We start from the raw sequence: 24,463 nt of genomic DNA, 5'->3' as shown, positions 1-24,463 counted from the left end.
TTGTAGAGGCTTAGGCAATGATTGAAATGAAAGTTGCTGGCATCGCATTAGATGCCATAACCCGCAGCCCGATCGTCCTTTTGAAAGATTCTTCAGATCGGCGGGCTTTGCCAATTTACATCGGTCAGGAACAGGCTAGGGCAATTATGGGTGCGCTGGAGAATCAGAAGCCTCCCAGACCCTTAACCCACGACCTGATTGTGAATCTTCTAGAGACTTGGAATATGACTCTAGAAAAGGTGATCATTCATTCCCTGCAAAAGGACACATTTTATGCAGCTTTAATCGTCCAGCAAGGCGAAGTCAAAAAAGAAATTGACGCGCGTCCTAGCGATGCGATCGCCATTGCCCTCCGTACAAATACCCCCATTTGGGTAATGGAAGAAGTGATTGCTGATGCTTCTATCCCTGTCGATCGAGATGCAGATGAAGCAGAACAGCAAGCCTTCCGTGAATTTATTTCTAATCTCCGTCCTGAAGATTTGATCAAGCGCTTTGGTAATGGCGACAGCTAAAAGAGTTATGAGTTAGGAGTTATGAATTACTTACTTCAACTCCTAACTCCTAACTTCTAACTCCTAACTCTTTGTTCAAGATGCAATACCGACGCTTTGGAAAAACGAATCTGTACCTCTCGGTTTTTTCCTTGGGAACAATGCGCTACCTGGCTTCTTTTGAAAATGCCCACCAGACCATCGAACAAGCCTTAGCGTTAGGAATTAATCATTTAGAAACTGCTAGAGGTTACGGCAAAAGCGAGGAGTTTCTTGGTAGGATGCTAAAAGCTGGGTTGTCAATACCCCGAAGGAAGCTTTATATCACTACCAAAATTCCAGCCACAGCAGATGCTGACACCATGCGTCGGTGCATCGATGAATCCCTAGAACGATTACAGCTAAATTATTTAGATTGCTTAGGTATTCATGGCTTGAACACTTGGCAACATTTGGAGTGGGTGCAAGCCAAAAATGGCTGTATGCAGGCTGTAGACGAAGCTGTTGCTGATGGTCGAGTCCGACACGTTGGTTTTTCGAGCCACGGGACATTAGAGTTAATTCAAGCAGCAATCAACACAGATTTTTTTGAATTTGTCTATCTACATTATTACTATTTTTTTCAACGGCAGGCACCAGCGATTCAACTAGCTACCGAAAAGGATATGGGCATTTTCATCATCTCCCCTGCTGACAAGGGAGGACTTCTCTACACGCCACCCCAAACTCTAGAAGACCTGTGCTACCCGTATTCACCCTTAGAGATAAGCTATCGCTTTTTACTTTCCAATCACCGTATTACTACTTTGAGTATAGGGCCAGCAACCCCAGATGAATTAAGTGAACCTTTGCGAATTGCTGATAATGATGGAGAGTTAACATCAGCAGAAATATCCGCTTTCCAAAGATTAGAAAATCATCAAAAAGTTGCTTTAGAAACTGATAAATGTAGCCAGTGTTATGCCTGTTTGCCCTGTCCAGAAAATATCAACATTCCAGAAGTATTGCGGTTACGTAATCTCGCAGTGGCATACGACATGAAAGACTATGGACAATATCGTTACGGAATGTTTGAAAATGCCGGTCACTGGTTTCCTGGCATGAAAGGCAACCGATGTACAGAATGTGGTGACTGTTTACCTCGGTGTCCAGAAAAGTTAGATATTCCAGCTTTGTTGGAAGATGCTCATGAAAGATTAAATGGGAAAGCAGGTAGGAGATTGTGGGGTTGACACTCTCCGGTCTAAAGACTTACTGTGTACACACAAGTCGGAAAACCTCATCCACCTTGGCTTGAATCTGGTAGGGTGCGTATGGACTTATATGTATAACGACGTATAACGCCCCCGTTCACCCGCCGCAAGCAACCTCTCGAACTCAACAAAGAGACTCTGTACGGTCGGTGTGCAACGGGATTGTTAGACCGTACCTCAGCGATCGCTGCCAACTGACGCTCCTGTCTTCATTTTATCCAACTTGTTTGGGACGAACTTCAAATTCAGAACGCGCACGGAAGAAACAAACATCAAACTCAAAGAAGAAATTAGCTTGCCCCAAGATTAAAGGCACATTGGGTGCTTGTGTCCAAGCAAATGCAAGATTAATGGTGGGAAATAAACTGACTTGAGCATCAACAACGACTGCACGAGCTTCAAATCGAGCCAAGTTCCCTGCCAATAGAACTGAGAGAGTTTCATCCTCCCAAATTAAGCCCAGTTGTAAACCCAACTCATAGGGCAAAACATTAACGCTTGCACCTGTATCCAATAAACCTTCAGTGTTCAGAGATTGACCATCAAGACTGAGCGTCAAAGGTATGTATGGCAGTCGATCAACCATGCCAAGGCTGCTATCAATGATTTTGTAGGGAAATTTTTGAGTGTCAACCATTCTTCTCTTGCTGCTTTGTCGCCAGAAGATTCATCAAGACATTGGCAGCCTCAGAACAATTGTACGGCGACCAGACTGGATACTCCCGATTCGCAACAAAGAAGTTTGCATCTTCTTCTTTGACCAGTTCTGTGGCAAGGAACTGCATTAGCCGAAGCTTGTCAATTTTTGGAAGTTCCTGGATTTGTGACATGAGTTCAGCTAATGGCATTTGAGAATCTCCTCGTCTGAGGGCTGGTGAAAGGAAGCGATCGCACTCTCATTTTAGCCTCGCTATTGCATCCACGGTTGCAGCTTAAAGTGCAATCTGACTTCTGGTTAGTACTACCAGAGAAAAGTGATGCTGGGTTTCCTGTTGTCAACCCAGCCTACAGCGATAGGCGATCGCCCTACTTTGACCTCTGCAATTGCACCCTCTGGAGCTATATGTATAACGACGTATAATACCAATTCACTAAAATTATGAAACAGATGTAAACCCTGAAAGGGTTGCTATATCTAAGTTTTTTAATTGCGAATTGTGAATTGGTATAACGTTCCCGCTCACCGGATGTAGACAACTTTTGCATCCCAACCATAGGTCAATACGGTTCAGTTAGCGCCAAAAACCTTAAACTGAGTAGGTTGGGTTGAGGAACGAAACCCAACATTTTCGGTGGTTTGTTGGGTTTCACTTCGTTCAACCCAACCTACGATTATCCTTAACTGAACCGTATTGAACCATAGGTTACATTTATTCCGGTGCAGCGGGGTTGTTATGCGGCGTTTCTGCAAATGACAATGGTTCAATACTCAGAAGGGCGTTGAAATCCACCAACGACTTGATCGATGTCCTGAGCGATCGCCAATAACTCCATTTCTTGCCATCGCTTCCCAACTATCTGCATTCCGATTGGCAAGCCATTTTGAGTTTTTCCAATGGGAATAACTACCGCTGGATGCCCCGTGAGATTAAACGGCACGACATAAGCACCCGATGCCATAGAATACGGCACACTGCGATTGTCCACTTGAATTGCTGTGCCGCGTTCCCGATGGGTAAATGCGGAAGTCATGGCTACAGGGCAAAGGTAGGCATCCCATTGAGTCAGGGCTTCATCCATCTGAGCGATCAAGGAGTCTCGCTCTGTTAGGGTTTCAAAATAGCCTTTTAGGGTTGGGTTTAAGGAGATAGGTAAACCGATACCAGGGAGATTACCAAGCTTGCGAAAATTGCGATCGCCTTGCATACCATCACGAAATAAAAAAGATAGCTGCTTCCGAATATCACTCGCCGCTAGCGATTGGGCATAGATCAAGTTGTAAGCTGCAAGCTTGTAGTAGGTTTGCCATGCGGCAAGAAAATCAAAATTGGGAACCCACTTTTTCAAAGTTACTCCTGCTTCCGTCAGCTTTGTTGCAACGGACTGTATGACTGATTTAATCTCTCCAGCAACAGGATAGAATGACCATTCATCTGACCAAGCAATCTGCCGAGTTTGGAGTAATCGATCGGAAGGTTGATCGAGCGGGACAGGAGAAATATCTGGTTGAGCAATATCAGCGCCCGCAATGAGTTGCAGACAAAGGGATAAGTCTTCAATTGAACGTGCTAGCCCACCGACTGTCAGCATTTGACGCATACAGTGAGGTGCGCCAGGAACTTCAGGGATGTGTCCCGTAGTTGGAACACGACGATCAGTCGGTTTGAAGCCGTAAATACCGCAAAAATGAGCAGGTTGACGAATTGACCCACCAAAATCGGAACAGAGATCGAGCGGAGATAAACCCGCTGCGATCGCTGCTGCACCACCACTAGAAGTACCACCAGGCGTATAGCTAAGGTTCCAGGGATTATTTACGCGAGGAAAAACATCATTGAGTCCCTGATACCCGCCTGCTAAATCGCCCACATTCGTTTTTCCCAGCAGGATGGCACCTGCTGAACGAAGACGCTTGACAACAGTAGCATCGTGTTGAGGAAGATAGTCTTTAAGGGAGATTGATCCTGCTGTGGTTCGTAGCCCAGCCGTTTCAAATAAATCTTTAACGGTAATCGGAACGCCATGTAAAGCACCCCAATTTTCGCCTCGAAGTAAGGCTTCATCTGCTTGCTTGGCTGCACTTCGGGCATTGTTTTCATCTAGTGTGCAAATCGCATTCAGTTTCGAGTTGTGTTTGGCAATTTGAGCAAGATAAGCATCCAGAACTTCAACCGCAGAAACTTGGCGATCGCGGATCATCTGGGCAAGTTGACAAGCTGAGGCAAAAACAAGATCGCTCATGGCTGTGTTGCATTTGAGAAGGCTAACTTCTGCGTATTTACAAACGGCACCAACTTAACATTAAATTACACCCATGTACTTAATAGGGGTGGTAAAGCTGTTCGTAGTCCGCTTGATTAGAACTACTGGCATATATATATTTTGCATGAATTTTGAACACCTAAAATGGTACAAAGTTAACACCCTAGTACCGCAAGGCGGAATTCGTAATTCGTAATTCGTAATTCGTAATTCAGATTGCGTAAGGGTTCTAGACATTTCCAATGGTTGGTTTATTTCCGCCGTGTTGTACTAGTGCGTTAGCCTACGGCATAACACACCCTACAAAACTAGTTTTTAGGTTTCAACTTCGGGGTTTTCAGCGAACATTCTGATAAAAATGTAAAATTTATAAAGATTAATATAGAGTTAGGTAGATCCGCCCAAGCTGGGGTATCTCGCGCAAAGAAAGATGAAAATTAAAAAAAAAGAAATATCCTCCGCCAATCACTGACGGTTTTCCGGTACAGTGGACGGGCTGTAAGCTTAGTATGGACTACTAGCCGATCGCTTACTATTCTGCTGGCTAGTTTAACAATAGTTGCTGGTCTTTTACCGGCGGCGATATCTTACATTAGTAAGTTAATTGTTGATGCAGTGGTAGTTGCATCTCAAGTTAATTCACAAAATAATGGTTTTGTCAATGTTTACCCTTCTCTATTTTATGTAGGATTAGAAGCGATCGCTGTAATTTTACTAGCAGGCGGTCAACGCGGAATCCTTATTTGTCAATCGTTATTGCGGGCGCTACTGGGTCAGCGAGTGAATGTACTCATCTTAGAAAAGGCGCTGACACTGGATCTTAGGCAGTTTGAAGATTCAGAATTTTATGACAAATTGACCAATGCCCGAAGAGAAGCATCAGTTCGTCCGCTTTCGTTAGTAAGCCGCACCTTTGGATTGGTGCAAAATGCCCTCTCCCTGATTACCTACGGTGTTTTGCTAGTACATTTCTCAATTTGGGCAGTGGTGGTGCTGATTTTGGCAGCTATGCCCGTATTTATTGCGGAAACAAAGTTTGCTGGGGAAGGCTTTCGCTTATTTAGTTGGCGGGCAGCAGAAACTCGTCAACAGCACTACTTAGAAAATCTGCTAGCAAGGGAAGATTTTGTCACAGAAATCAAACTCTACCAGTTGGGAGAGATGTTGCTAGGACGTTACCGCAACCTGTTCGATCAACTTTATGGCGAAGACCGCGATTTGACTCTGCGGCGAGGAGTGTGGGGCTATCTCCTGGGTTTAGTCAGTACTGGTGCTTTTTACCTAGCTTATGCTTGGATTGTGTTGGAAACAGTGCGAGGAAAGATTTCCTTGGGAGATATGACAATGTATCTCACTGTGTTTCGCCAAGGACAATCTACTTTTTCTAATGCCCTCACTTCTATTGGAGGGATGTATGAAGATAACCTATATCTCTCAAATCTCTATGATTTCCTAGAAGAAGAAGTACCAAAGTCTTGGGGTAAGGCAACCATTGGTTTAAATCCCCAAGATGGTATTCGTTTTGAGAACGTATCATTTACTTACCCAGGAAGTTCTAAGCCAGCGTTGACAAACATTTCGCTGCATTTGAAACCCAGAGAAAAACTAGCAATTGTCGGTGAAAACGGTTCCGGTAAAACTACCTTAATTAAACTACTTACCCGACTATACACCCCCGACTCTGGGCGAATTGTTTTAGATGGCTTGGACTTGCAGGAATGGGATGTGGATGTGCTGCGTCGTCGGATTGGTGTGATTTTTCAGAACTTTGTCCGCTACCAGTTCACTGTGGGGGAGAATATTGGCGTGGGTGATGTAGAACATCTCGAAAATAAAACCTATTGGCAAACTGCTGCTGAAAAAGGCATGGCCCAATCTTTTATTGACCAATTACCCCAAAGCTTCCAGACTCAACTTGGTCGTTGGTTTAAGGGAGGACAGGAACTTTCTGGGGGACAGTGGCAGAAAATTGCCTTGTCTCGTGCTTTTATGCGATCGCAAGCAGATATCTTGGTGTTAGATGAACCAACATCAGCAATCGATGCCCAAGCTGAGTTTGAGATTTTCAATCATTTTCGCGCTATTACTCAAAATCAGATGGTACTTTTGATTTCCCATCGCTTCTCGACGGTACGAATGGCTGACAAAATTTTAGTAATAGAAAATGGGGAAGTTATAGAACAGGGAACTCACGAAGAACTGTTACATCTAGGAGGACGTTATGCCAAATTATTTATGTTACAAGCAGCCGGTTATCAATAGGAAAAGAAGCTAGCAATCTTTGTGGATTGAGATAGCAATGCCTACGGCGGGCTGCACCTACGCTCAATTTTTACAAAGTACATAACATCTCTATCTAACCACGTTAAACTGTTCAGTAAACATCGGTCACTAGACGCTCCGTATCGTTAAACATTGTTACCGGATAAAATTATGCAAATAACAAAACAGCGATACTATACCCCAGAGGAATATTTAGAGCTAGAAGAAGCTGCTGAGTACAAAAGTGAATACATTGATGGGCAAATAATTCCTATAGCGGGTGGAACAGCAAATCACAATCGTATAGCTGGTAATTTCTATGCTGTATTAAACTTCGCGTTCAGACAACAAGAATACGAAGTTTTTAATAGCGATATGCGTCTGTGGATACACCAAAAGCATATCTACACGTATCCAGATGTGACAGTAATAGCAGGTGAACCAGAATTTTTCCACAACCGTACAGATATTATTACAAATCCCCAACTTATTGTTGAGGTTTTGTCTAAATCTACTAACAACTACGATCGCGAAGATCAATTTCAGGTTTACCGAACGATTTCCACTTTCCAAGAATATCTATTAATTGACCAAACTCGGATTCATGTAGAGCAATTTTCTAAAATTGGGAAAAAGCAATGGACGCTTCGTGAATATGACGAAGAAGATGAAGCGATCGCACTTGTAACCGTACAATTTGAGATTTCCCTACAGGATTTATACAACAAGGTGAAGTTTGAGCCTGTTGAGGCGGAACCTGAAAGTACTGACGTTGAGGGATTGGGGTAAGGTGCGTTAAATTATGTGCTGTTCTGTAAGCTTTTTAAAAGCTATATTTAAATCATCCAGGTTCTGAAATAATACCTGTACTCAAAATATTTCAGAAGTATCAAAAGCAAAATAAGATGGTTCACAAAATTGCTTTGTTCAATCATAAAGGTGGTGTCAGTAAGACCACAACGACTTTTAACTTAGGTTGGATGCTTGCTTCAAAGGGTAAGAGAGTTATCCTTGTAGATACCGATCCTCAATGTAATCTAACAGGAATAGCTCTAAAAGAAGAAACTGAAGATGAGGACTACGATCGCACCATCCCCCAATAACTTCGATAAAATCACTATGGTGCTAGTTAACCTTCTCTAAATCTGATGAAAAGCGATCGCCCTTTTTCCCAACTCTCCCCTCAACGTCCTGAACTACTCGCGCCAGCAGGTAATTGGGACTGTGCTAAAGCTGCTGTGGAAAATGGAGCAGATGCGATTTACTTCGGTTTAGATCGGTTTAACGCCAGAATGCGGGCAGAAAATTTTACTGAGGCGGACTTACCCCAATTGATGAAATTTCTGCATCGTCGTGGTGTAAAGGGTTATGTCACTGTCAACACACTAATATTTCCTAAAGAACTAGCAGAAGCCCAGCAATATCTCCGCACAATTATTGCCGCAGGTGTGGATGCAGCGATCGTTCAGGATGTGGGAATTTGTCGTCTCATCCGTCATCTGTCGCCCGATTTTCCCATCCATGCTTCCACCCAAATGACCATCACCAGTGCGGCTGGAGTAGAATTTGCCAAGTCTCTCGGCTGTCAATTGGTGGTGCTGGCGCGTGAATGTTCTCTTCAGGAAATCAATAAAATACAGCAGCAGATTGCCCTACAAGATACTTCGCTGCCCTTGGAAGTCTTTGTTCACGGTGCTTTGTGCGTGGCGTACTCCGGCCAGTGTTTGACTAGCGAGGCTTTAGGTGGACGTTCTGCTAACCGAGGTGAATGTGCCCAAGCTTGCCGGATGCCTTATGATTTAATCGCTGATGGGAAAGTTGTAAATTTAAAAGAACGCAAATATTTACTTAGTCCTCAAGACCTAGCAGGGTTAGATGTTTTGCCAGATTTGGTGAAATCAGGAGTAACTTGTCTCAAAATTGAAGGTCGCCTAAAAGCTCCAGAGTATGTTGCTAATGTCACCCGTGTTTATCGCCAAGCCCTGGATGGCGTGATGACACAATTGGAAAGACCTAACCCCCTAACCCCCTTCCCTACGTTCGCGCAGCGTCTCGAAGAGAGGGAAGGGGGAATAAAAGCTCCCCTCTCCGTTTCGGAGAGGGGTTGGGGGAGAGGTCAATTAAATCAAGAACACTACAACCTAGAAATGGCATTTTCTCGCGGACTCTACACGGGTTGGTTTGGCGGGATTAATAATCAAGAATTAGTTCACGCCCGCTTTGGTAAAAAACGTGGGGTTTATTTAGGTGAAGTTACCCGCATTCACAATGAACAGGTAACAGTCAAATTGGAAGCGCCTGTAAAACCAGGGGATGGAATTGTTTTTGACTGCGGTCATCCAGAGGCGAAGGAAGAAGGCGGCCGGATTTATGGAGTGGTGTCTAAGGGTAAAGAAGCCATGCTGACCTTTGGGCGAAATGACTTGAATCTGCACCGAGTGCATATAGGCGATCGCATTTGGAAAACCAGCGATCCAGAACTCGATAAACAACTACGTCAGAGTTTTGCAGGTGAAAATCCCCAATTTCAGCGTCCGATTGACTTGGAGGTTTATGGAGAAGTTGGTCAGCCATTAATTGCGATCGCTCGCGATCGACTCGGTAATATTGTGCAGGTTGAGTCTGCAATTTCTCTAGTGGAGGCGCACACCAAACCCTTAGATACAGACCGTTTACAAGAACAATTTGGTCGTCTCGGTAACACACCTTTCGTTTTGGAAAAACTAACCAACCACCTCAGCACTTCCCTTATGCTGCCCGTCAGCGAGTTGAATCGGATGCGGCGGGAAATTGTGGTGCAGTTGGAAGAATTACGAAGTCAACCCAAATGCTGGCAATTGCATTCTGATGTCTCTTTCCAAGACTTACTCCCGTCCTCATCTTCTTCATCCCCCACCCTGCGGGAAGCTAAAGCTACATCGCCTTCACTCATTGTCTTAGTCCGAAACCTCAAGCAACTCCAAGCCGCCCTCAAAGCTAGAGTTGAAACACTCTACTGTGAATTTGAAGACCCCCGCACCTACCGAGAAGCGGTGCAAATAGTACGCCAACAACAGCAAAAAAGCCAAGCAGACAATTCTTCACTCCTAACTCCTAACTCCCAATTTCCCACAATCTGGGTTGCACCACCCCGAATTACTAAACCGGGTGAAAACTGGATTTTGCAGCAAGTACGTGCCTGTGAAGCAGATGGGTATCTGATACGAAACTACGATCAACTGCAATTCTTTGCTCAAGACCGTTGTGTTGGAGATTTTTCGCTCAACGTTGCTAATCCCTTAACAGCAGATTACTTTCAGCAACGCTTTGGTCTAGAACGGCTCACAGCATCCTACGACCTGAATATTACCCAATTACAAGACCTACTTACCAATTGTCCACCCCAGTGGTTTGAGGTGACAATCCATCAGCATATACCGATGTTCCACATGGAGCATTGTGTTTTTTGTGCTTTTCTATCGACGGGTACAGACCATACCAACTGTGGACGACCTTGTGAAAAGCAGGAAGTAAAATTAAAAGACCGTGTAGGTAGCGAACACGTCCTCAAGGCAGATGTAGGTTGCCGTAATACTGTATTTAACGGCACTGCTCAAACTGGAGCAGAGTACGTACAGCGTCTCATAGAATTGGGATTACGTCACTTTCGCATCGAGTTTGTGAATGAGACACCAGAGCAAGTGAGTAAAACAATACATTACTATAGTCAATTATTGCAGGGTGAAATTACAGGTTCCCAACTCTGGCGTGAGTTGAAGCTACAAAATCAATTAGGCGTGACTCGTGGCCCTATGGGAGTGTCAACACTTAGGTGATAGCTGTTACACTTACCACTGCTGGGCAGCTTGTCTAACTATTTCCAGAAACCTCTGTACTGTTGAAGATGTCTCGTTTTTTCGCCAAAGGGACTTCCAAAAAATAAAATATACAGTAGGGTGTGTTAGGCGAAAGCCGTAACGCACCGAGATATCTGGCGGTGCGTTACGCTGTCGCTAACGCACCCTACAAAATTGGATATTTTTTTAATTGGAAGTCCCAAATCATCGCAATGCTAACTTTTGGGGTAGTATCTTGTACATTTTTATTGTGATGATCGGGCGGTTATCAATCGGCAAATCAACACACTGTAATTTCACTACTTATGAATAATCTTTCAATACCTAAAAATTATTGGGACGCTACCCTTTACGAAGATAAACACGCCTTTGTCTGGCAGTATGGCGAGGACTTACTAAAATTCCTCAACCCTCAGCCAGGAGAATCCATTTTGGATCTAGGCTGTGGTACTGGACAACTCACAGCAAAAATTGCCCAAGTTGGTGCTGAAGTCATGGGAGTTGATTATGCATCCGCGATGATCGAAAAGGCAAGAGAAAACTATCCCCATATCCGCTTTGATGTTGCTGATGCTAGGAAGTTTCAAGTAGACAAGCCATTGGATGGTGTGTTTTCCAACGCTGTATTGCATTGGGTGAAAGAAGCAGAGAGTGCGATCGCTTCCATCCATCAATCCCTAAAACCAGGGGGACGTTTTGTGGCAGAATTTGGGGGTAAGGGAAATGTGCAGGCGATCGCCACAGCTTTAGAAAGCGCCTTAGAAGCAATTAATATCCCTGCACAAGCCCTAAATCCTTGGTATTTCCCTAGTATTGGCGAGTACGCCAGCCTACTGGAACAGCAAGGCTTTGATGTCATTCATGCCATGCTTTTTGCTCGTCCAACTCCTTTAGCAGAAGGAGAAGCAGGTATGGCAAACTGGATTCAGATGTTCGCTAGTCCTTTTTTAGCAGGACTTTCTGATGAGCAACAAATACAAGTTATTCGCGTCGTAGAGGAATATCTCAAGCCGACGCTGTATCAACAAGGAGTTTGGACAGCAGACTATCGAAGAATTCGCATCGTTGCTATTAAACTTTAAATAGTGCGAATTTTTACTAGTACTTAATTACGAATTAGTATCAGCTATGCATATATCTAAATTCTTGTGCGATCGCCCTTGGTGTTGGCGCAGCTATCGCCAAACATCGTTTTCATTACTACTAACCATTAGCCTTACAACCTTACTAGTCCCGCCCTCACTAGCGCAACCCCGCACAATACCCTCGCCTTCTAGTGCGCCTCTAGAACTAGACTTATTGACCAAGCCAAAAGATTATGTCATCACAGCTAACACCATAAACCCAGCGCGATTAACCGTTCCCAGTTTATGGTGGGCACAACAAAACTCTGAGAAAAAGTTATTGGATAATTGGATAGCATATCCAGCTTCTGACAAAGAACCTGCACGAGTAGACTTGATTGTTAATCAGCAAATTTGGAGTTTACTAGAATATGTAGAGCGCTATGATTTTGTAAATCGCTTGGGTAGCGCTGCACGGAACTTTGGTTACAATGTCCGAGTATTTAATTATCAAAAAGAACCCTTGGCAACCTACACTTGTAACTTTAATACAAGTCCAGCTTTATGCAGCATCCAAACGACTGTTAAGAACAAGATAGGGTTACAGCGTTTACTTTAGGGACTTCCAAAAAATAAAATATACAGTAGGGTGTGTTAGGCGAAAGCCGTAACGCACCGAGATATCTGGCGGTGCGTTACGCTGTCGCTAACGCACCCTACAAAATTGGATATTTTTTTAATTGGAAGTCCCTTAGTAAATAGTTAGGAGTTAGGAGTTAGGAATTCAAGGAGATGAGGGAGATGGAAAAATTTAAATTCCCAATCCCCAATCCCCAATCCCCAATTAAACCTTAATTTTGGCGAACAAAGACTCGTATTGTTTTATTGCTGATGGCGACAAGGGAAGCAAAAATTCACTTTTATCAAAAACATTGCGATCGCTCTTTAACAGGCTCCAAAATGGTTCTTGGATATCGGAAGAGTCAATATTTGTAGCAATTGGCGAATTAGTTTTGGTTAGCACCGAAATTTGTTTAGCTGTATTTGGTTGCCAACAAAAATCAATCCACCGATCTGAGAAATTACTCTTAGTAATACCTGCGGGACGTACCCACATATCTGCCCAGATTGCTGTTCCTGACTTGGGTATAACTGCGCCAAGTTGCGGATAACGTCCCAGAACTTGCAGTACATCGCTTGACCAACCAACTGCTAGCCAAGTATCTTCCATAATTAAAGGTTCTAAGTAGTTATTGGAACTATAGAACTTCACCTGTTGGTTTAATGTCTTTAATTCCTTTTCCAAGTCTAGTACTTGGTCAAGATTTTCTGTATTGTAGGATTTTCCTAGCTTCTTTAAGACCAGACCAATAACTTCTCGTGGTTGATTTAGTAGGGAAATGCGTTGCTGCATTCCATCTCGCCACAAATCACTCCAATCTTTGGGTGTCCAACCCAATTCTCGCAACTTGTCACGGTTATAAACAATTACCGTGCTACCCCACCGATAAGGCGCACCCCACACCTTCCCTTGAGTATCCAAGTTACCTTGGTCGTTGCGCGTTACTAATTTTTTCCAATTTTCATCTAAAGTAGGCCACTGCTTTAATTCGTTTCCCTGTAACTCTTGGAGTGGTTGAATCAGTTTCTGCTCAATAGCTGCTTTTAGCCAGTAATCTCCCAATGTCACTAGGTCTGCATCAGCCGTTTTTTGACCTTGCCTAAAAGGTATAAAGCGACTCCATCCCTGCTCATCGGTGGCTTTTGGTTTTTGCTGCCAATTTTGTAATTGCTGAAATAAATCCTCTACCTGCTCAACTAGGGTGAATTTTAACTGCACCTGTTGTTGCAAACCGTTGTGGAACTGATTCACCACCTGACCAGGTATAGAACCTTTTAATAACTGTACTTTTAGTTGCGTCTGGTTGTTTCCACCACAGCCAAAAAGCAGTTGTGAAAGTGCCAGTGTGCTTGTACCTAGTAAAAAAGACCGTCGATCCATTGATTTTGGATTTGAGAGTTTTGATTATACCTAATATTAAGCAGAGATTCACCAGAGCCTGACTAGGTGAAAAACTGTGGTTGGAAAATTATCGGTATTTTTTCTTGGTAATGCTGATAAATTTAAATATTTGACTCAAATTAGCGAATTTTTCCGCAAATTAGTACCTAAAGATTGATTTTATTCCATAAATTTCCTTACTGGTACTGATAGTATAACTTTACTTATATTTAGAAATAATAATTTAAATGTCATATTTCCAGCAAAAATTATCAATACTTAAATAATTCATAAGTAAAGTTAAGGTTGGGAGTAAATTGAATAACATAGAGAAAATGTACGGATAAAGGTATTAAATGGAGCTATTACAGCAGCAGATCCTGACTTTAAGCAAAAAACTGGATGCCCTGTGCCAAGTAATTGAGCAGCTTGATGGTAGGGTAGCTCAAGCTTTCTCAGAGTGTTCTCTAGCAAATACACAAGCAAAGGATAATCATCAGGAAAATGGCGCGGCTGGAGGCTACCAGTTCAGACGTACCAGTTTAAATCCAGAAATGGAACACAAGGATGTATTAACAGATGGTATTTATCTAGACATGCATCGTCAAAGTGGAGATAACATAACACCAGAAATTCAAATACAACGACTGACAGCACAATTAACAGCAGCATACAATCGCATTGCTGCCTTGGAAGAACAATTACTCAGAGAGAGAATTCATTAAATTTAACCTGAGTTCAACGAATCAAAAAAAATGCCTGGAGGTAAGCTGTTCGTCATCTAGTTTTACAAGGCAATCTAAGACAGGAAACGGTTTCAGGCGCTAAATTATCAAATTTAAATGCGCGACAGCTTAGTGAAGGCAAGCCTTTAGGTTGAATTCTCAGTGATGGCTTCGTGGGTATAAGTAGAACGACTTGAAAAAAACAAACTATGTAAAGTAATGTAACTTTAGCGAAAATCAGTTCGTAGTAAGGACTTTAGTCCTGATTTGAGAACTAAAGTTCTCGCTACAAACCTTTAATTATTTACCCTGTTCTACTTACATAGCAAAGTGCTGTTAGTGGTAGCAGGGCATTTAGCCTGAGATGAACTTTATTGTTCTGAGCAATCAACCTGTCCTAACCTATGTGACTAGGGCTATATTAAGTATAATCAACTAATCCAGCTATCAAACTGATAAAAAACTTAAACACACTATTACATATATTTACGTAATAGTGTGATATACCTACTTATAAGCTTTTAGAGCATTGCTCACTATTAAACAAAAAAAACAACCCTAAGACTGTTGTAGTTAGGGCATTACATACTTCAAAAACCAAGATTTTCTTATTAATCTGTGTTTTTATCATTAGTGTTTTTGGTATCTTGTTATCAAATTGGTTGATGACAAGCCAGACAGCTTTCGCAAAGGTTGACTTTTTACAACCTGCTCCTACTCAAGCGTTAGGCTATTACGACTATTTTGGCAAACTACTTAGCCCTCAAGAAGCCGCAGGAGTGGTTATAAATAAGGGACTCGATCCTAATAACCCCATTTCCTATCAACAGGTAGGGGCAGTCAAAATCACCCAGGAATTAATCGCTAAAGGTGAAAATATATTCTTCAATCGTAAGATTGGCGATACATTTGGTTTCCAAGAAGTATTCGGTTTTGGACTGGGCTTGAGTAAGATATCGAATGAATTAGGTGTAGCGATCGCTAGTTTGCAAGGTCAACCAACGGCAAACCTAAAAATTACTCTCCAGAACAATTTAACCATAGGTAGTCAAACTTTTCTTAAAGGGACTGTCATTAATACAGGTTTAAAAATTCCAAAGGGACAGAGTGTTCCACTAGGATTTACACCTCGCTATGACATTACAGGAAACTTCCGCTCATAATTTTGGTGCGAGTGCAAAGTCCTGCCAAATTTAATTCGCTACGAATTAATGAAATCCTATACTTAACCGCTCAAGTTGAGATTCAATGGCTGCTAAAAGTTGGTGTTGTTGCCAATTTTGGCTAAGATAAGCAGCGATGCAAGCTGCTCCAGCACCCATACCTTCTTTCACAAAGCCCTGCTCATAAGCTCTCAGTTGGGGATAACGAGAATCGGCAAAGCTGAGATCGGTTGCTAATAGAGGAGGGATTTTTCCACTCTGAGTTAAGCTGCCTTCCCCTAAACTGAGGGCTAAGTCAACTGTAGCACCAGTAGGATCTTCCGCTACCCAACGGGTTGTGCCTACAACTACTGCTTCTGGTTGCCATGATAAGGCGTAAACTTGAGCGATCGCACTTATCAAAGCATAAACAGCCAGCATTTGCGTTCCACCAGCCAACATTACACCACAACTACGACTAGCTGCGATCGCCATCCCAGCTACTACCACTTGCATCGGATCGCCCACAGAGGCAACGAGTTTTAGAGGATCTACGGAAGTTAGAATTTGAGATTGATATATGTCATCCTGCTCTTTGCTTCCAGCTAAGAGTCCCCTGCTCCCCATTATCTTCTCCAGCCCAGCTTGCACTAATGCCCACTTTTGTCCGTGGTTACAAACAGGGTGGCTACTGTTAACTTTTCCGGCAGCATCTATACCCAAACCAGTTAAGATTGCCAGGGCAGTTGTAGTGCCTCCGACGACGCACTCACCGAGAATTACATACCCCTGTTGAATATTGGTAGCAAGGCGTTCTCCCCAAAGTAGCCCTTGTTTAAACAAGTGCTTTACCGTTGTGACTTCCATAGCAGCACCTCCACTTAAACACTTAGCAGCCGTGCCCCCCAAATCAATTACTGGCACAGCAGGAGGCTGCGGTAAACCAGCATTAAATAAATAAACTGGTATATTTAGTGACTCAAATACAGCGCGAGAAATCAGCACAGGTGAAGCCCCAGCCGCTAATGGTGGTAGGGGATATTGGGCTTTATGTTCTGGGCCGTAATACAAAAACTCGGCATCGGCACAAGCGGTATATTTCCGATCCTCTGGAGTGCGACCGGCAGCTGAAATCCCTGGAATTAAACCAGTTTCAGTAAATCCTAAAACACAGGCAAATACGGGTAGACAACCACGATACCGTTGTAGCCATTCTTCACCTTGTTCTTTTTGAGTATAAATACGAATTTGGGAATTGGGCATTGGGAATTGGGCATTGGGAATTAGTTAAAATTTATTATTTAACCAAGGACAAATGACAAATGACTATCATTCATAATCCATGAGGACTTGTACCCAGTGTGGTGGACGGGGAATAGGGTTTCCCAGGCGGTCAAAAAGAAACCATGCTGCGAGGTGTACCACAAAAAGGTAGATAAAGTTGTTGAGTAGAATCAGAGCGATCGCTCCCACTTGAATTAAAAACACGCTGGGACTCGCCAATAAACTCAGCTTTAAAAATACCCACTCAATGAACTCAGTCACTTGGGTAATCACATAAATCCATAGGTCTTCACCCGACAAAACGGACAGCAACCACAGCCGAAAAAAAACTCCTAAAGTACCCAACAGCGTACCCAAGGTGATAGAAACAATCCAGGGAACACGACGACGATACCATGTCGCTCCCAAAAGCACGCCCATGAACCCATAGGGCATAACAAACAGCAAACTGCGGGCTGGACCCATCAGTACTGTTAGTAGTAAACCAGAAGTGAGTGCTGCCATCCATGCCGCCCGCTTGCCCCAACGGAGATAAACTAGAGCGATCGGCACTGGAAAAAATATCCGCAAAACTGGCCCTAAGGGAAAGTAGAAATTAATAAACCAAATTAAGCTAGCAGTACTGGCTAAAAATGCCGTTTCTACCATCCTTAATGGCGCATCAGCCTTGATTTTAGGAGGCATTAACTGCTGTTCTTTGTCTAACCAATGATTGTGGGGAGTTGGAGATTCAGGCGATGGATCTTCCTCCGGCTCATCTGGCAGAGAATCTAAAATACTCATATTTGACAAGTTCTTAAACGATCATTCTTTCCAAGGCTGACAAATCGGGAATACAAATAGTGTCTTGATCCCGTTTAATCAAGCCTTTTTTTTCTAGCCTTGTCAACACTCGTGTCACAGTTTCCCGCGCCAGTCCACTCAAACTACTCAATTCCCGATGAGGTAAATTGGGTATTTCTGTTCCTGTTTGGCCTTTTTTACCCTGTCCTTCTGCCAAAAATAGCAATGTATCTGCCACCCGTGATTGGCTATCAGATTCCCGCAACCGCAATCGGCGATTTACTTGCCGCAAACGTCGTGCCATTAGTTGCGCCAATCGAACTCCCGCCAAGGGTTCTATATGAAGTAACTTGACAAAATCTTGAGCAGGCATACTGCCAATTACTGTCGGAGCTAAGGTAATTACATCTGTGGAGCGAGGGACTTCATCTAGCGCGGCCATTTCACCAAACAATTCCCCTTTGCCAAGAATATTCAGTGTTACCTCTTTTCCTTCTAGATTATAGGTACGAATTTTTACCCATCCGTCTAGAATAAAATACACAGAACCACCCCAGTCATTTTCCAGCAGAATTACCTGATTAGCTGGGTGAGTGCGGGTGACAAGATGGATGAGAGCTGATTCTACAACAGTTTCTGGCAACCCTTGAAAAAAGGGAGCCGAGGCGATCATCCAGGGATTAGCCTGTGCTTGCAAGCTATATCGGTCTTCCATTACCACATTTTTATTCAAGCTGCTATATAAACACAACAAAAAAAGCGCCATTCTTAGCCTAAGCTATCATTGCACAGCTCCCTTTCAAAGAGAAAACTAAACTATGCTACATAAGAAAGCGACAAGAACGTTTTTCTGAACAATCTTTACCTATAAGTAAAAACGGGGTAAAAGTTTTGCAAAAAGTAGTTTATAGCCGACGGTTGTATTGTTTAGGGGCTAGCTGCACTGCAAACTTGATTAGTTAAAAATATAGGCAAACAACATCAATGATACTAAAGCCAGTAAATTATTGCTCAGGTATTTTACCGATTTTCAAAAATAGGCAACCAAGAGCTGCAAAACTCGTGAAGAAGGCAAGAGGCAGGATAGCGCAGCCTAAAGCTTGCGGCATAGCAACTTTTAGAGATACTGCGCGTAGCTTGCTTCTTTGCAGGAGTACGCTGAGAGCGAGTCCACGAGCGTCGGGTAGCATTCCTCTCTCTTTAACTACCTCTTTTATTTAACAAAAGCTGACTGAAGATTGCCAGTACTCCCAGTAATCCATAACATAATGACAGTCATAAGTCCAAGCAGCGGCTTTTGCCACTCAAAACTTCTCCTATGGTCGATGCTGCGCGTAGCTTGCTTTTCCGCAGGGGTACAGTAATTGTAAAGTAATTGCCACATTAGTTGACATACGTTTTTAGGTAAGGTGATAAAAGTGACTTCCAGTGCAGATGAAATTCAAAAGCTGATCGCAGACATTGACAACTTACTTGCCAGTGGTGGCAAGCGCTTGTCTAGATTTCTGCCTGGTCAGGCGCAGGAGCCTAAAGAAGTTTTAGAACGAATTCGCAACTTCTTGGTGAGGCTCCAAGAAAAAGAAGCATTAGAAAACAGCATCCCAAATCAATCTTCTGAAGAACCGCCATCGCCTTTATTAACAAAATTTATCGATCGAGGTTATAACCAGTATCCATTACCGCCGCTCGAATCCAATCAGGAACAGAGTCCCATTGGAGCCGGACAATTAAAAAGTGAATTTTCGAGCTTGCTCCAGCCATTGCGATCGGAATTGGAAGGGCTATTGCAAGAGCGAACTACTCTCCTACAGGAAATTCGGCAACTAGAGCAAAGGCGATTACAAAACTACTCCTTAGCGCAGCAGTTGACAAACCAGGATCAAATGATTACCGAGTTTTTACAGGTACTCATGAGTCGCCTTGTGCAAACTTTAACGCCACTGATAACACAAACTTTGGCAAATTCCTCCAGTTCATCAGAAGTTATTAATTACGCCAACGCAGAATCACCAACCTCTGCAACTCAACCTTTATTAGAATCAGCAGACCGTGTAGAGCAGTTAACCCAGCTAGCCAGGGAGTTGGATCAACGCTTATTATCACTAGATGGGACTGTCAATGTAGTCTTTGAGGCACTACAGCGCAACATTAATACTTATTACGAATCTCTGTCGCAAGCACTGGCAAGGATGCATAGCAAGGGAATGCAAGGCGAACAGATGATGGCCAGCTTCCTCAACAATTTGACCCAGCATTTACAGCAAGAATCCCCTAGCTCCCCGTCATCTTTCCCAGAAGCACAATCTGATACACCACGATCGCCATCATTGGCCGATCCAGCCGAGATTGCTGCTGAACTTAACCTCCAACCCTCGGATCTGATACAGCTAGAAACTTCATCTCCACTCACAATTAATTCTGAGCAACAGGATACTTCCCTCACAGAAGATTTAGATGCAGTGCTGTTGCAGCTTGGCTTAGAATCGTCTGAATCTTCTGAAAACCAAACCGAACTACCGCAAGATATTTCTGCATTAGTTGGTGATGAAGTAGACCAACTTTATGCCAGTTTGTTTGGTACTGGTGATGTCAATAATCTAAGTCTCGATCTAGCCACAAATGACTTATCTGCTTCCACAGCCTCCCAATCAACGTTAAACATCGCGGAGAGTCCATCTGTCTCTCAAAACGTTGATTCTACGGTTTTGACACCAAATATAGGTATTTCAGCCCAAGAGACTTTAGTAGAAACTAGAGATTCATTATCAGAGCCACAAGAAAAACTATTTTTTGAAGAGGATACTGACCTAAATTCGCCTCTAAGCTTTTCTACACCACAAACAGATTCCCCTACACAACTCGATACTCAGCCAGCTAGTTTTTTTGAAGAGGATACTGACCTAGATTCGTCTCTGAGCTTTTCTACACCACAAACAGACAGTTCTCCCACGCAACTTAACACTCAGCCAGCTAGTGTTGATACAATTAATACCCTAACTGAGCTATTGCCTGATGCAGGCAGTGAACAGCAATTGCTGGACGGATCATCCTTTATGGATAATGCCACAACTACAGCACTAGTTACTCCAGAAATAGCAGAAATTGCGTTGGCAAAGCCTACCGTTAGCATAGTGTCTCGCACAGAAAGTATCATCAAACCGGAAGTCACACCGGAAGTATCGATCGACAACGATCGGCCAGAACCGTTTGTAGATAACTATATTGCTGCTTCGCCACAAGAAAACTTACTTTGTGTTGAGTCAAACCAGGCTACAGTCGTACCTGATATTTCTTTAGATGAAGAACAGTTGCAGCAATTAGATCGGGATTTGGCTAATTTTGATCGGCAGCTAAATTTTGAGTCGGAGCCAACTACCAACTTAGATATTTTATCGGAACTAATTGATAAAACTCAAGACACAATTCCCACAACTCCCCCTGAACCACAAACAGAAAATACCTCAACTGCTGCTTTATCCAGTTTGGCAGTTACCCCGGTAGAAATTGAAGAACAAAAGGAAGTTCCAACTCCTGTTCAAAACAGTTCTTTATCTTCAATTTCCAACTCCATTAACAATCCAGAACTTTCGCTCAATGTTCTAGAACCAGTCTGGTATTTAGGAATTGATTTAGGGACAACAGGAATTTCTGCCGCATTATTAAATCGCTCAACTTTTGTAGTGCATCCTATCTATTGGTCAGCAGAAAATCCGCCGGGAACAAGTTCTTTCCAGCAATCGTTTCGTTTACCAACAGAGGTTTATCTTCCTACAGCTTCTGTACCCCAAGGAGAAAATGAAAGTATTGAAGTCCACGATCGGACAGCACCTGCGGCTGTTGCTCCAGATAAAGCGCCTGACCAATCATCCACTCCTGCAACATCTAGACCCACAGCAGATTCGACAACAAATAATCTCTACTCAGCGCAGTTGAAGCCCTATTTACAAGTAGCCATTCCCTACAAAAATGAACGGCAAAAATGGGAACCTGTTTTGCAATTAAATGAATTTTCGGCAGGGCCTTTAATTTGGGTTGTGCGATCGCTCTCTAAACTACTATTAACCCTGAAATCTGAAAAAACAAGTACCACCCCTAGTTTAATAGCTGCTGCGCTTGGGATCGGCGAATCAGATTTTCCGCAGATTATCAATAATATTGCTGGTGTAATTTGCACCTGTCCATCTAGTTGGTCAGAACAATACCGCTTTAACGTCCGGGAAGCTTTACTCACCAGCAAACTCATCCAACATCCGCAGCAAGTCTTTTTTGTGGAAGAAGCGATCGCTAGTCTACTCCCAGAACTCAATGCTGTTAGCGGTGAGCAAGTAAAATTAAGCGAACGTCAAGGTTCTCATCCGGTAAAAACCAGCGAACATCCGATTGTTGGTAACACCCTGGTAATTAACATTGGGACAACTGCCACAGAAATGTTGCTGGTCGATGTCCCAGAAAGCTTGGTGCAATTGACATACAATGATTTCATGCTCCACAGTTTTGCTTATGCTGGCAAGGGAATTGAACAAGATATTATTTGCCAGCTGCTATTGCCACCGAAATCTCGGCAATCACGCAGAGAAACACAAAGCGATAGCAAAACTATTAGCAGTAATCCTTGGCAATGGCAACCGTCAATTCCCGGTTTAGACCAAATGCGTTGGCAGAGTTTAGGTTTGGAAGACTTAGGACTACCCAGAGTTGGAGAACCAGATATCACCGCCCGAATTCGCCTCCAGCAGCGTCTAGAAAGTTCTCTACTGGGACAGGCGGTATTAGATGCAGCACTAGCCCTGAAGCTGATTTTGCAACACCAAGAATCTTTTACCCTGGAATTGGCCGATCAGCAGTGGATTTTGCAGCGACGAGATTTAGAAAGCCAGGTATTTATCCCCTTTGTGCGCCGCCTGAATCGAGAACTCAATAAATTATTGGTAGCTCGTGGTATCCCTACAGAAGCAATTAATCAAGCAATCCTAACTGGTGGGGTGGCTTGTATAGGGACAGTGAACCGTTGGTTAAGGCAAAAACTCCCCAACGCTAAGATTATTCAAGATTCATATCTCGGCGAAAATGGCGCTCCTAATTGCAGTCGCGTTGCTTATGGTTTGGCGATGCTGCCTTTACACCCCCAGATATTAGATATACCCAGGCAACAATACACTGATTATTTCCTATTTACAGAATTGCTGCGGCTGCTACCAGATCGTCCTTTATCTTTCGGTGAAGTTGTCCAGTTATTTGAGGGTCGTGGGATCAATACTCGCACTTGTCAACAACGCCTGCTGGCTTTTTTGGAAGGTGAACTGCCGTCGGGATTGATCCCTTCAGTTACAGATTCGACTTGGCTAACCCAGAATTCACAAGAAAATCCTGATTATCAGGCGATCGCTACAGCACCACTTTTTGAAAAACAAGGGAGTCTTACCTATCGTCCCAATTCCCAACAACTGTTATCTTTGCGTCGCTATCTAGATGCGATCAAGGCTAGTAATCAGCAATCACTGGAGGAACCATATACAGTGAATTTCGCCTTAGAGGTTGAATGAACAAGTAGTTTGCTGTAACTTTAGACACTTTTAGATCCCCCCTAACCCCCCGATAAATTGGGGGAAGAATCAAAGTCTCCCAATTTATCGGGAGATTTAGAGGGATCTAAGACTTTTGATACCAGCAAGAGGACTTTTCAAACATCCTCTTAGAGGTTCATCATTGAGACTAGTGCATCACGCTAGAAACAAGAATACTACTCAAAATTCAAAATGCTTATAGCGTAAGCATTTTGAATTTTTGGAAGTGTACCTCTAAAACTATCTTTTTTATCTGATGTCAAAAATACTGTAAATTTACAATATGTTACTTTAATTAAAAGATTCTGTAAACTTTGGGTTTTCAGTGTTTTTTTTGCTCCTATTTTGTGTACATTACTACTCAGTAGTAGCGACAAAAGCAGTAAAAACCGCCTAAAAATTATCTCCATGTCTACACTACTAATGCAAAAATCCCTGTTATAAAATAAGTTAGCCCTTGTGAATAATCTTTCTCTTTATTCAATTAATTGTTCGCAACAGCCTTTACATCCGTCAACTTTAAGCGTGAGAAAACGGTTAATTGACATTGCTGGAGCCATTGTGGGGCTGATTATTACATTTATGGTAGCAATCCCTGTGGCGATCGCTACCTTTATTGATGAGCCAAGTCCAATATTTTATTCCCAAATTCGCTGTGGTTTGAACGGAAAAACTTTTCGCATCTGGAAATTCCGTTCCATGATCGTTGATGCTGATAAACTCAAGCATTTGGTTAAAAACCAAGCCAAAGGTCACATCTTTAAATCTGTTGACGATCCTCGCATTACCCCTGTGGGTAAGTTTTTGCGGCGCACCAGTTTAGACGAGTTTCCCCAATTTTGGAATGTTCTGGTAGGAGACATGAGTTTAGTTGGGACTCGTCCACCCACTCCTGATGAAGTCAGCAATTACGATCCACACCACTGGGATAGATTACGAGTTAAACCAGGTATGACTGGAGAATGGCAGGCTAATGGTCGTTCGAGCATTTCAGACTTTGAAACCATTGTCAAGATGGATATAGATTATCAACGCAAGTGGTCTGTAACTTATGACCTGAGTCTGATTTTTAAAACTATCTGGGTGGTATTGAAAAAGACTGGTGCTTATTGAATTAGTCATTAGTCATTTG

General features: G+C 43.0%; 20 protein-coding genes. 13 read left to right on the top strand and 7 right to left on the bottom strand.

Annotated elements, in window-relative coordinates:
* The first annotated feature begins 17 nt into the window (after nucleotides 1-17).
* Both CDG79_RS14710 and CDG79_RS14705 read left to right on the top strand, forming a co-directional pair.
* The gene (locus tag CDG79_RS14710; RefSeq protein ID WP_012406891.1) at nucleotides 18-515 is read left to right on the top strand and encodes a bifunctional nuclease family protein; all 498 of its coding nucleotides are present in this window, start codon (nucleotides 18-20) and stop codon (nucleotides 513-515) included.
* 80 nt (nucleotides 516-595) lie between these two features.
* Nucleotides 596-1,726: an aldo/keto reductase gene (locus CDG79_RS14705; RefSeq protein ID WP_094342779.1), complete on the top strand. Its 1,131-nt coding sequence runs from the start codon at nucleotides 596-598 to the stop codon at nucleotides 1,724-1,726.
* Between the two features lie 235 nt (nucleotides 1,727-1,961).
* On the opposite strand, the gene CDG79_RS14700 is transcribed toward CDG79_RS14705, so the two are convergent.
* Nucleotides 1,962-2,384, bottom strand: a complete 423-nt coding sequence (locus tag CDG79_RS14700) for an aspartyl protease family protein (protein WP_094342778.1) — start codon at nucleotides 2,382-2,384, stop codon at nucleotides 1,962-1,964.
* A complete protein-coding gene (locus CDG79_RS14695; RefSeq protein WP_094342777.1) occupies nucleotides 2,377-2,595 on the bottom strand; it encodes a hypothetical protein in 219 nt (72 codons plus the stop codon). The genes CDG79_RS14700 and CDG79_RS14695 overlap by 8 nt, the downstream gene beginning before the upstream one ends.
* Nucleotides 2,596-2,621: 26 nt before the next feature.
* On the opposite strand from CDG79_RS14695, the gene CDG79_RS41035 reads away from it, so the two are divergent.
* The gene (locus tag CDG79_RS41035; protein ID WP_143855483.1) at nucleotides 2,622-2,828 is read left to right on the top strand and encodes a hypothetical protein; all 207 of its coding nucleotides are present in this window, start codon (nucleotides 2,622-2,624) and stop codon (nucleotides 2,826-2,828) included.
* A gap of 341 nt (nucleotides 2,829-3,169) precedes the next feature.
* Here the strand turns inward: CDG79_RS41035 and CDG79_RS14690 are convergent, their stop codons facing one another.
* Nucleotides 3,170-4,648, bottom strand: coding sequence for an amidase (locus CDG79_RS14690; RefSeq protein WP_094342776.1), 1,479 nt, complete (start codon nucleotides 4,646-4,648; stop codon nucleotides 3,170-3,172).
* 474 nt (nucleotides 4,649-5,122) lie between these two features.
* Here CDG79_RS14690 and CDG79_RS14685 point away from each other — a divergent pair, with 474 nt between their 5' ends.
* The 6 genes from CDG79_RS14685 (at nucleotide 5,123) to CDG79_RS14660 (ending at nucleotide 12,450) form a co-directional block, all read left to right on the top strand.
* Nucleotides 5,123-6,931 (top strand): ABC transporter ATP-binding protein, encoded by a 1,809-nt coding sequence (locus CDG79_RS14685; RefSeq protein WP_094342775.1) that lies wholly within the window; start codon nucleotides 5,123-5,125, stop codon nucleotides 6,929-6,931.
* A 171-nt stretch (nucleotides 6,932-7,102) separates the two neighbouring features.
* A complete protein-coding gene (locus tag CDG79_RS14680; RefSeq protein ID WP_094342774.1) occupies nucleotides 7,103-7,720 on the top strand; it encodes a Uma2 family endonuclease in 618 nt (205 codons plus the stop codon).
* Between the two features lie 116 nt (nucleotides 7,721-7,836).
* A complete protein-coding gene (locus CDG79_RS14675) occupies nucleotides 7,837-8,034 on the top strand; it encodes a ParA family protein (RefSeq protein ID WP_223278152.1) in 198 nt (65 codons plus the stop codon).
* Nucleotides 8,035-8,079: 45 nt separating this feature from the next.
* Nucleotides 8,080-10,746, top strand: coding sequence for a U32 family peptidase (locus CDG79_RS14670; protein ID WP_094342773.1), 2,667 nt, complete (start codon nucleotides 8,080-8,082; stop codon nucleotides 10,744-10,746).
* Nucleotides 10,747-11,072: 326 nt separating this feature from the next.
* Entirely contained in the window at nucleotides 11,073-11,849 is a 777-nt protein-coding gene (locus tag CDG79_RS14665) for a class I SAM-dependent methyltransferase (protein WP_094342772.1), read from the top strand.
* A 46-nt stretch (nucleotides 11,850-11,895) separates the two neighbouring features.
* Nucleotides 11,896-12,450, top strand: coding sequence for a hypothetical protein (locus CDG79_RS14660; RefSeq protein WP_189524996.1), 555 nt, complete (start codon nucleotides 11,896-11,898; stop codon nucleotides 12,448-12,450).
* Between the two features lie 225 nt (nucleotides 12,451-12,675).
* Here the strand turns inward: CDG79_RS14660 and CDG79_RS14655 are convergent, their stop codons facing one another.
* A complete protein-coding gene (locus CDG79_RS14655) occupies nucleotides 12,676-13,833 on the bottom strand; it encodes an extracellular solute-binding protein (RefSeq protein WP_094342771.1) in 1,158 nt (385 codons plus the stop codon).
* Between the two features lie 356 nt (nucleotides 13,834-14,189).
* Here CDG79_RS14655 and CDG79_RS14650 point away from each other — a divergent pair, with 356 nt between their 5' ends.
* Nucleotides 14,190-14,558, top strand: coding sequence for a hypothetical protein (locus CDG79_RS14650; protein ID WP_094330143.1), 369 nt, complete (start codon nucleotides 14,190-14,192; stop codon nucleotides 14,556-14,558).
* A 665-nt stretch (nucleotides 14,559-15,223) separates the two neighbouring features.
* Entirely contained in the window at nucleotides 15,224-15,721 is a 498-nt protein-coding gene (locus tag CDG79_RS14645; protein WP_094342770.1) for a hypothetical protein, read from the top strand.
* Between the two features lie 45 nt (nucleotides 15,722-15,766).
* Here CDG79_RS14645 and cobT read toward each other — a convergent pair whose 3' ends face one another.
* The 3 genes from cobT to CDG79_RS14630 form a co-directional block, all read right to left on the bottom strand.
* Nucleotides 15,767-16,963, bottom strand: coding sequence for a nicotinate mononucleotide-dependent phosphoribosyltransferase CobT (cobT, locus tag CDG79_RS14640; protein WP_094342769.1), 1,197 nt, complete (start codon nucleotides 16,961-16,963; stop codon nucleotides 15,767-15,769).
* A gap of 66 nt (nucleotides 16,964-17,029) precedes the next feature.
* On the bottom strand, nucleotides 17,030-17,767 hold the full coding sequence (locus tag CDG79_RS14635; protein WP_094342768.1) for a DUF2232 domain-containing protein: 738 nt from the start codon (nucleotides 17,765-17,767) through the stop codon (nucleotides 17,030-17,032).
* A gap of 13 nt (nucleotides 17,768-17,780) precedes the next feature.
* Nucleotides 17,781-18,482: a Crp/Fnr family transcriptional regulator gene (locus CDG79_RS14630; RefSeq protein ID WP_094342786.1), complete on the bottom strand. Its 702-nt coding sequence runs from the start codon at nucleotides 18,480-18,482 to the stop codon at nucleotides 17,781-17,783.
* A 703-nt stretch (nucleotides 18,483-19,185) separates the two neighbouring features.
* Between CDG79_RS14630 and CDG79_RS14620 the strand changes: the two genes are divergently transcribed.
* Entirely contained in the window at nucleotides 19,186-23,310 is a 4,125-nt protein-coding gene (locus CDG79_RS14620) for a hypothetical protein (RefSeq protein WP_094342766.1), read from the top strand.
* 480 nt (nucleotides 23,311-23,790) lie between these two features.
* Nucleotides 23,791-24,444: a sugar transferase gene (locus CDG79_RS14610; protein ID WP_094342764.1), complete on the top strand. Its 654-nt coding sequence runs from the start codon at nucleotides 23,791-23,793 to the stop codon at nucleotides 24,442-24,444.
* Nucleotides 24,445-24,463: the final 19 nt, after the last annotated feature.

This window comes from Nostoc sp. 'Peltigera membranacea cyanobiont' 232 (assembly GCF_002245985.1).
Classification (GTDB): Bacteria; Cyanobacteriota; Cyanobacteriia; order Cyanobacteriales; family Nostocaceae; genus Nostoc.
This window is presented reverse-complemented; position numbering and strand designations above follow the sequence as displayed.